The organism is Microbacterium alkaliflavum (assembly GCF_044325405.1).
Classification (GTDB): Bacteria; Actinomycetota; Actinomycetes; order Actinomycetales; family Microbacteriaceae; genus Microbacterium; species Microbacterium alkaliflavum.
The window spans coordinates 863560-869823 of the sequence record NZ_JBIQWL010000001.1; the positions used below are offsets into that span (position 1 = coordinate 863560).

At 67.4% G+C, this 6264-nt stretch carries 6 protein-coding genes and 1 tRNA gene; 3 read left to right on the top strand and 4 right to left on the bottom strand.

Annotated features, from left to right (window positions below; genetic code table 11):
* Nucleotides 1-115: 115 nt before the first annotated feature.
* Nucleotides 116-388, bottom strand: a complete 273-nt coding sequence (locus ACH3VR_RS03765; protein WP_396639407.1) for a Fe-S cluster assembly protein HesB — start codon at nucleotides 386-388, stop codon at nucleotides 116-118.
* Nucleotides 389-536: 148 nt separating this feature from the next.
* Between ACH3VR_RS03765 and ACH3VR_RS03770 the strand changes: the two genes are divergently transcribed.
* The 3 genes from ACH3VR_RS03770 to ACH3VR_RS03780 all read left to right on the top strand — a co-directional run bounded on the left by ACH3VR_RS03770 (nucleotide 537) and on the right by ACH3VR_RS03780 (nucleotide 3864).
* A complete protein-coding gene (locus ACH3VR_RS03770) occupies nucleotides 537-1496 on the top strand; it encodes an NAD(P)-dependent alcohol dehydrogenase (RefSeq protein ID WP_396639408.1) in 960 nt (319 codons plus the stop codon).
* 128 nt (nucleotides 1497-1624) lie between these two features.
* Entirely contained in the window at nucleotides 1625-3778 is a 2154-nt protein-coding gene (locus ACH3VR_RS03775) for an MDR family MFS transporter (protein ID WP_396639409.1), read from the top strand.
* 14 nt (nucleotides 3779-3792) lie between these two features.
* Nucleotides 3793-3864: transfer RNA gene (locus tag ACH3VR_RS03780), tRNA-Arg, on the top strand.
* Between the two features lie 218 nt (nucleotides 3865-4082).
* Here ACH3VR_RS03780 and ACH3VR_RS03785 read toward each other — a convergent pair.
* From ACH3VR_RS03785 to ACH3VR_RS03795, 3 genes are all read right to left on the bottom strand, one after another.
* Entirely contained in the window at nucleotides 4083-5213 is a 1131-nt protein-coding gene (locus tag ACH3VR_RS03785; RefSeq protein ID WP_396639410.1) for a tyrosine-type recombinase/integrase, read from the bottom strand.
* A 338-nt stretch (nucleotides 5214-5551) separates the two neighbouring features.
* Complete coding sequence (locus tag ACH3VR_RS03790; RefSeq protein ID WP_396639411.1) at nucleotides 5552-5779, bottom strand: hypothetical protein; 228 nt, start codon at nucleotides 5777-5779, stop codon at nucleotides 5552-5554.
* Nucleotides 5780-5931: 152 nt separating this feature from the next.
* A complete protein-coding gene (locus tag ACH3VR_RS03795) occupies nucleotides 5932-6216 on the bottom strand; it encodes a hypothetical protein (protein WP_396639412.1) in 285 nt (94 codons plus the stop codon).
* Nucleotides 6217-6264: the final 48 nt, after the last annotated feature.

Sequence of the window (6264 nt, forward strand, 5' to 3'; positions counted from 1 at the left end):
TCGTCGACCGCGCCCACCGACACGCCGCCGCGACCGCGAGGAGACGCGCCAGAGGGCCCGACAGAACGAGCACGGGCTCCGACGCGGCTGCGCCGGAGCCCGTGGGGATCGCTCGTCAGCTCTGCGGGGCGAGCTCGAAGCTCACCTTGCCGTCCTGCGTGAACTGAGCGTCGAGCACCTGGTCGTCGAGCGCCGCCGCGGCCGTGGTGTCGAGGAACACCCGAGCGCCGTCGGTGTCGACGACGGTATCGGTGGCCTCCGGCGAGGGGGCGACCGTCAGAGCGAAGCCGGCGGTCTCGCCGTCGTCGCTGATGCGCACTCCGCCGTCGGCGGCGTCGGGAATCCGGGCCACGATCGTCTTGACAGCCTCGGCTGCCGTGTTCGTCATCGTGAGCATGATCGTCCTTCCGTTTGCTTCGGTTGGGGCATCGGATCAGCCACGCTTCCGAGAATCCGAGCGGGATTCAACCCGACCGGCCGCTTCGGAGCGGATTCACATGTTCCACGGAGGAGGCTCCGTGACCCACACTTGACTCGTGCGCGCAGTCGTCTACGACCGTTACGGGTCGCCCGACGTGCTGCGGCTCGAAGACGTCCCGACGCCCGTTCCCGCCCGGGGCGAGGTGCTCGTCGAGGTCGTCGCGACCTCGATCAACCTGAGCGACTGGGAGGCTCTCCACGGGAGCCCGGGATACGCGCGCTTCGGAGGACTCTTCACGCCGCGTCGGCACATCCTCGGCTCCGACATAGCAGGTCGAGTCGCTGCCACAGGGCCGGAAGTCACCGCCTTCAGTGTCGGCGACGAGGTGTTCGGCGACAACCTCCAGCGGCTCGGCGGCTTCGCCGAGTACGCCGTCGCACCGGCCTCGGCTCTCGCGCTGAAGCCCTCCGCGCTGACCTTCGCCGAGGCATCCACGATCCCGCAATCGGGGGCGATCGCGCTGCAGGCCGTCGCGCGCGGGAAGGCGGGGGAGCGGATGCTGCTCAACGGCGCGGGCGGCGGTGCCGGCGCCTTCGCGGTGCAGCTGGCCACGCGCGCCGGTTTGCACGTCACGGGCGTCGACAACGCCGCGAAGCTCGACTTCCTCCGCGCCCTCGGCGCCGATGAGGTCATCGACTACCGCGCGCAGGACTTCACCCGCACGGGGCCGTACGACCTCGTCGTCGACCTCGTCGCGAGCAGGTCGGTGTTCGCGTACCGGCGCAGCCTGGCTCCCGGCGGACGGTTCCTCATGGTCGGCGGCACCCTCCGGGCGCTGCTGCGGCTCCTCACGCTCGGGACCCTCGTCGGCGCCGTCTCGCGCACGCGGCTCGGCGTCATGGTGGTCCGCGAAGGTCCGGCGCACTTCGCACCGCTCGCCGAGCTCGTCGCGGCCGGCGAGGTCCGCGCGCACATCGACAGCGTCTTCCCGCTCGAGGAGGTCCCCGCCGCACTCGTCCACCACGGCGAGGGCCGCGCGCTGGGCAAGGTCGTCGTCGCCGTCCGCGAGTCCTGACACCGACACCGCGACCCCGGAGCATACGGCGCAACCCCGATCCCATCCTTGTCGCGCGGGGCTACGATGAGCCGAGACTGACGACGCCGGAGTCGCCGATCATCGAGCAACTGACCTCGGGAGATTTCATGTCGGACGTCGCAGCCTCGCGCACGGGTGCCGCACCGGGCACCGACCCGGTGATGACGCACCGGATGATCCTGTTCGTGATCTTCGGTCTCATGGCCGGCATGTTCCTGTCGGCGCTCGACCAGACGATCGTCGGCACGGCGATCCGCACGATCGGCGACGACCTGCACGGCCTCAGTCAGCAGGCGTGGGTGACGACGGCGTACCTGATCACCTCGACGATCTCGACGCCGATCTACGGCAAGCTCTCCGACATCTTCGGCCGGCGGCCGCTGTTCATCTTCGCGATCGTCGTCTTCATCATCGGCTCGATCCTGGCCTCGTTCTCGACCTCGATGCTCGAGCTCGCCGCGTTCCGCGCCGTGCAGGGTCTCGGCGCCGGCGGTCTCATGTCGATGCCGCTCGCGATCATGGGCGACATCCTCGCGCCACGAGAACGCGCCAAATACCAGGGCTACTTCCTCGCCGTCTTCGGCATATCGAGTCTGCTCGGGCCCCTCATCGGCGGCCTGTTCGCGGGCACCGAGGAGATCCTCGGCATCGCCGGGTGGCGCTGGGTCTTCCTCATCAACGTCCCGATCGGCATCTTCGCCCTCGCGATCGTGCTGCGCTTCCTGCACATCCCGCGGCATCCCCGCCATTCGGTGCGCATCGACTGGTTCGGCGCCGCCTTCGTGATCATGGCGCTCGTGCCGCTGCTGCTCGTGGCCGAGCAGGGGCGCACGTGGGGCTGGGGCTCGCCGATCTCGATCCTCTGCTACGTGATCGGTGCCATCGGCATCGTCGCCTTCGTCATCACCGAGGTGATCATGAAGGACGACGCGCTCATCCCGCTCAAGCTCTTCCGCTCGCCGACCTTCTCGATGGCGACCGTCATCGGCGTGTTCGTCGGCTTCGGCATGTTCGGCGCGATGCTGACGATCCCGCTCTACCTGCAGCTCGTCATGGGCTCGACGCCCACCGAGAGCGGCTTCCAGATGCTCCCGATGATCCTCGGGCTCATGATCGCGTCGATCGGAAGCGGCCAGATCATCGCCCGCACGGGGCGCTACCGCATCTTCCCGATCCTGGGCACGGCGTTCATGTCGCTTGCCTTCTACTGGCTCACGCACCTGCAGTACGACACCTCGTACTGGTTCATGGCGGGGGCGATGCTGCTCCTCGGGCTCGGCCTCGGTCAGCTCATGCAGACGCTCACGATCGCGAGCCAGAACTCGGTCGGCCTGCGCGACATGGGTGTTGCGACGAGCGCGTCGACGTTCTTCCGGCAGATCGGCGGAACGCTCGGCACCGCCGTGCTCCTGTCGCTCATGTTCGCCGTCATGCCCGCGAACATCCAGACGTCGTTCGCGAACGAAGACACGCTCACGAGTGCGCTCGACGCCGCGTTCGATCCCGATGTCGCTTCTGATCCTGCCAACACCGAGATCATGAGCCAGATCTACAGCCCCATCGTCACGGGCGTCACCGATGCGACGACGGCGCAGGTCCAGGCAGGCCTGAAGAAGGCGACGGATGCCGCGACCGCGGCCGTCGCAGCCCAGGTCGCCGCCGGCACCATCCCGCCCGAAGCCCAGGCCGCGGCGACGGCGCAGGCGGTCGCTGCCGCGCAGACGGCGGCGACGCAGAAGATCCAGGAGCAGATCCCGGTCGCCCGTGTCGCCGACGACGGCACGGTGTCTCTCGACTTCTCCGATCCGACCCAGCGCGCCGACTTCGTCGCGACCGTCGTGCCGACGCTCCAGGACCAGTTCGCGAAGGGATCCGGCGACAACGCGAACGACGAGTCGGCGATCAACGACACGTCGTTCCTCGTCGGCGCCGACCCGCGCCTGGCCAAGCCGATGCTCGTTGCGTTCAACGCCTCGGCGGTCACCGTGTACTGGGTCGCGATGTGGGTCGTCATCATCGCGTTCGTGCTGTCGCTGTTCTTCCGCACCCCGCCGCTGCGCGACAAGTCCGCGCTGCAGGAGGCTGTCGACGACGCGGCCGCGCTCGAGGCGCAGCGCGCGGCGAACGAGATGGGCGCGCTCATCGAGCCGATCCCGTCGAAGACCGAGGAGCTGGCGGTTGTGGGCGCGGGGGCGCCGCAATCGAGGCGCGAGGCCCGGGAGGCGCGCGAAGCGGCGGAGCGAGATCGCGACGAGCCCTAGACTGGATGCCGCCAGCCTCTGTAGCTCAATGGAAGAGCAGTTCCGTCCTAAGGAAACGGTTGGGGGTTCGAGTCCCTCCAGGGGCACAGTCTTTTTTTGCTTCTGACCAGGGATTCCTTCTGAGGTCAGATCACGGAAATCGCGTTTTTGCCCACTTTTTGCCCACATTCTGAAAACTCTGAGGACAGATTCGGGGCAGAAACGAAGCCCTTCACGGAGCTTCATCCGACGTCTCAGGACGTCGAAATCGACCATTTCTGGCGTCGCGCGCCTCGTCGGAAAACTGAGCAATCTGCTCTTGGGGTCACTGAGGACGGGCGTACCGGGTCTGCGGACCCGACGGCAGGGCAACGAGCGGCATCGCGTCGTTCAGTCTCGCCGCCACGGCATCCAGATCGTCGTCGAAGAGGTCGGCGTACGTGTCGAGCGTCATCGCGGCCGACGCGTGCCCGAGCATCCGCTGCACGGCCTTCACGTTCGCACCCGAGCTGATCGCGAGCGATGCTGCGGTGTGACGGAGGTCGTGCGGGGTCAGCCGCGGGATCGACGGATCGACCGCCTGCGCGCGCCGGACCGCGTTCGCGAACCACCCCTGCGCGCCCGAGTTGCGCATGTGGTTGATCCCGTCACCGAACAGCAGCCCCTCCGGTCCCTTGCCGGCGCACGCCTGCTCGATCATCGGAGCGAGGCGCTCGGGGTAGGGGACGGAGCGCCGCTCGTGCGTCTTGGGTGTGCCGACGTGGATCTCGTAGGCGATCATCACCGCGTTCTCTTCGATGACGAAGCGCCGACGCAGCCGGTTCACGCTTCGCACGCGCAGCCCCGTCGCCTCGCCCCAGCGCAGCCCCGTATACGCAAGCGTCAGCACGAGCGTCGGATGCGCCGAGCACGCCGCCAGCGTCGCCACCTGGTCATGCGAGAGGTAGACGCGACGCTTGCCCGGCCCGTGCCGAGGAAGGTTGCGCACATGGCGGGCCGGATTGCTCGCGAGACGGCGATCGTCGATGGCGACATCGAGGATGCCGGCGAGAATCCCCAGCGAGCGAAGGACCACGGTGCGCGACTTGCGCGTCGCGAGATCGGACACCCAATCCTGAACCTCGGAGCGTCGGATAGACCAGACCTCCCGGTCCGCCCACACCGGAGCGACGTGGTTCTTCCACGCCTGCTCGAGCGTCATGTAGTAGGACGGCTTCGACATCGGCGGCTGCTTCGATCGCAACCAGCTGTCGGCGAACATCCTCACAGGAACCCGCGACGACGCCGGGTCGATGTACTCGCCCTTCGACTTCGACACCGTGACCATGGAGAGGTACAGCTTCGCTTCGCGCATCGTCTCGAAGCCACGCTTCTCCGCCGGAGTGCGATCAGGTTTGCGATAGCGCACGCGGTAGCGGCGACCCTTCGCCGTCTCGTATGGGGCGATCGTGCCCATGGCGCCCTCCGCTCGTGCCCGGCTCGACGGTCGGTATCGGGCCAGTGTCGGACATCGCAACGACCGCGTCAACGTCGCCGAAGCGATATGCCGGGCGATGCTTGCGCACGTCACAAAGTGTCGGTGGCGGGAAGAGGGACGCCTCCCTCCGACGGCGAGAGTGTAGCGATCGTGCGCGGCTCCGTTCTCGCCGCTCGCTATTTGCAGACTCCGCGCTCCGCGCTCCGCTTATCAACCGCTCGCCGTCGAGCACTGCGCCGCGCCCGATCGCTGGGGTCGCTGGTTGTCGGAGCCAAGGCGCAATGTGAGCAAATCCCGAATGCCTCAGAGGCGGGGTGTTAGTGCTTCGCCTTGAGCTTGGGGCTGACTGCGATTTCTGTGAGATCTGCCGTGCGTCCCAGCTCGGTCAGCTGCCAGGGTGCCCTGCGATCACCGTCGACCGCCTTCATGTACCCGTTGTTTCGCAGATACTGGGCTGCCCACCGGACGTCGTACTGCCAGGTGTAGAAGAGGTCGCCTGACGCGCGGAGGTCATGCTCGTGCACCTGCCACACCCGCTTTGTCACGTCGAGGACCGTGCCTGAGCCGCCAAGTGACCGCAGGGCCTCCACGACAAAAGCTCTGAACTCATCTCGTCCCGCCACGCGAGCAGCATATCGATGTCACCGCGGCAATCAGTCGACAACCTCAACCCCCGCGTCCCGTCACCACGCTTCGGCTAATTGATCCCCGTAATCGAGTAACCCAGCTCGGCAAGCCGGCCCGCGGCGCCGGCTCGACCGCCGCTGAACTCGTCGGCGCCCAGGCAACGGCCGTGCTGGTATCCGTACGCCACGCCGAAGATGGCCTTCGAGTCGTAGAAGCCGCCGTCTGTCACCAACATGTATTCACGAGCCGCCCCGAAACCATACTTGTGAAGGAAGGCGTCTCGGCCGATCCGGTCGAACTCGGCCAGCGCCTGTTCGACAGCGGAGCGGTCGGTTAGAGCGGAGTAGCGTGGCACGCTCCAAAGCTAGTTGCTCGGCGCGACGCCTCCTACACGCAGCCGCTC

Bases quoted from the DNA above. Each gene is read 5' to 3' on its own strand.
- ACH3VR_RS03765 (WP_396639407.1), bottom strand. From the start codon at position 388: ATGACGAACACGGCAGCCGAGGCTGTCAAGACGATCGTGGCCCGGATT.
- ACH3VR_RS03775 (WP_396639409.1), top strand. From the start codon at position 1,625: ATGTCGGACGTCGCAGCCTCGCGCACGGGTGCCGCACCGGGCACCGAC.
- ACH3VR_RS03785 (WP_396639410.1), bottom strand. From the start codon at position 5,213: ATGGGCACGATCGCCCCATACGAGACGGCGAAGGGTCGCCGCTACCGC.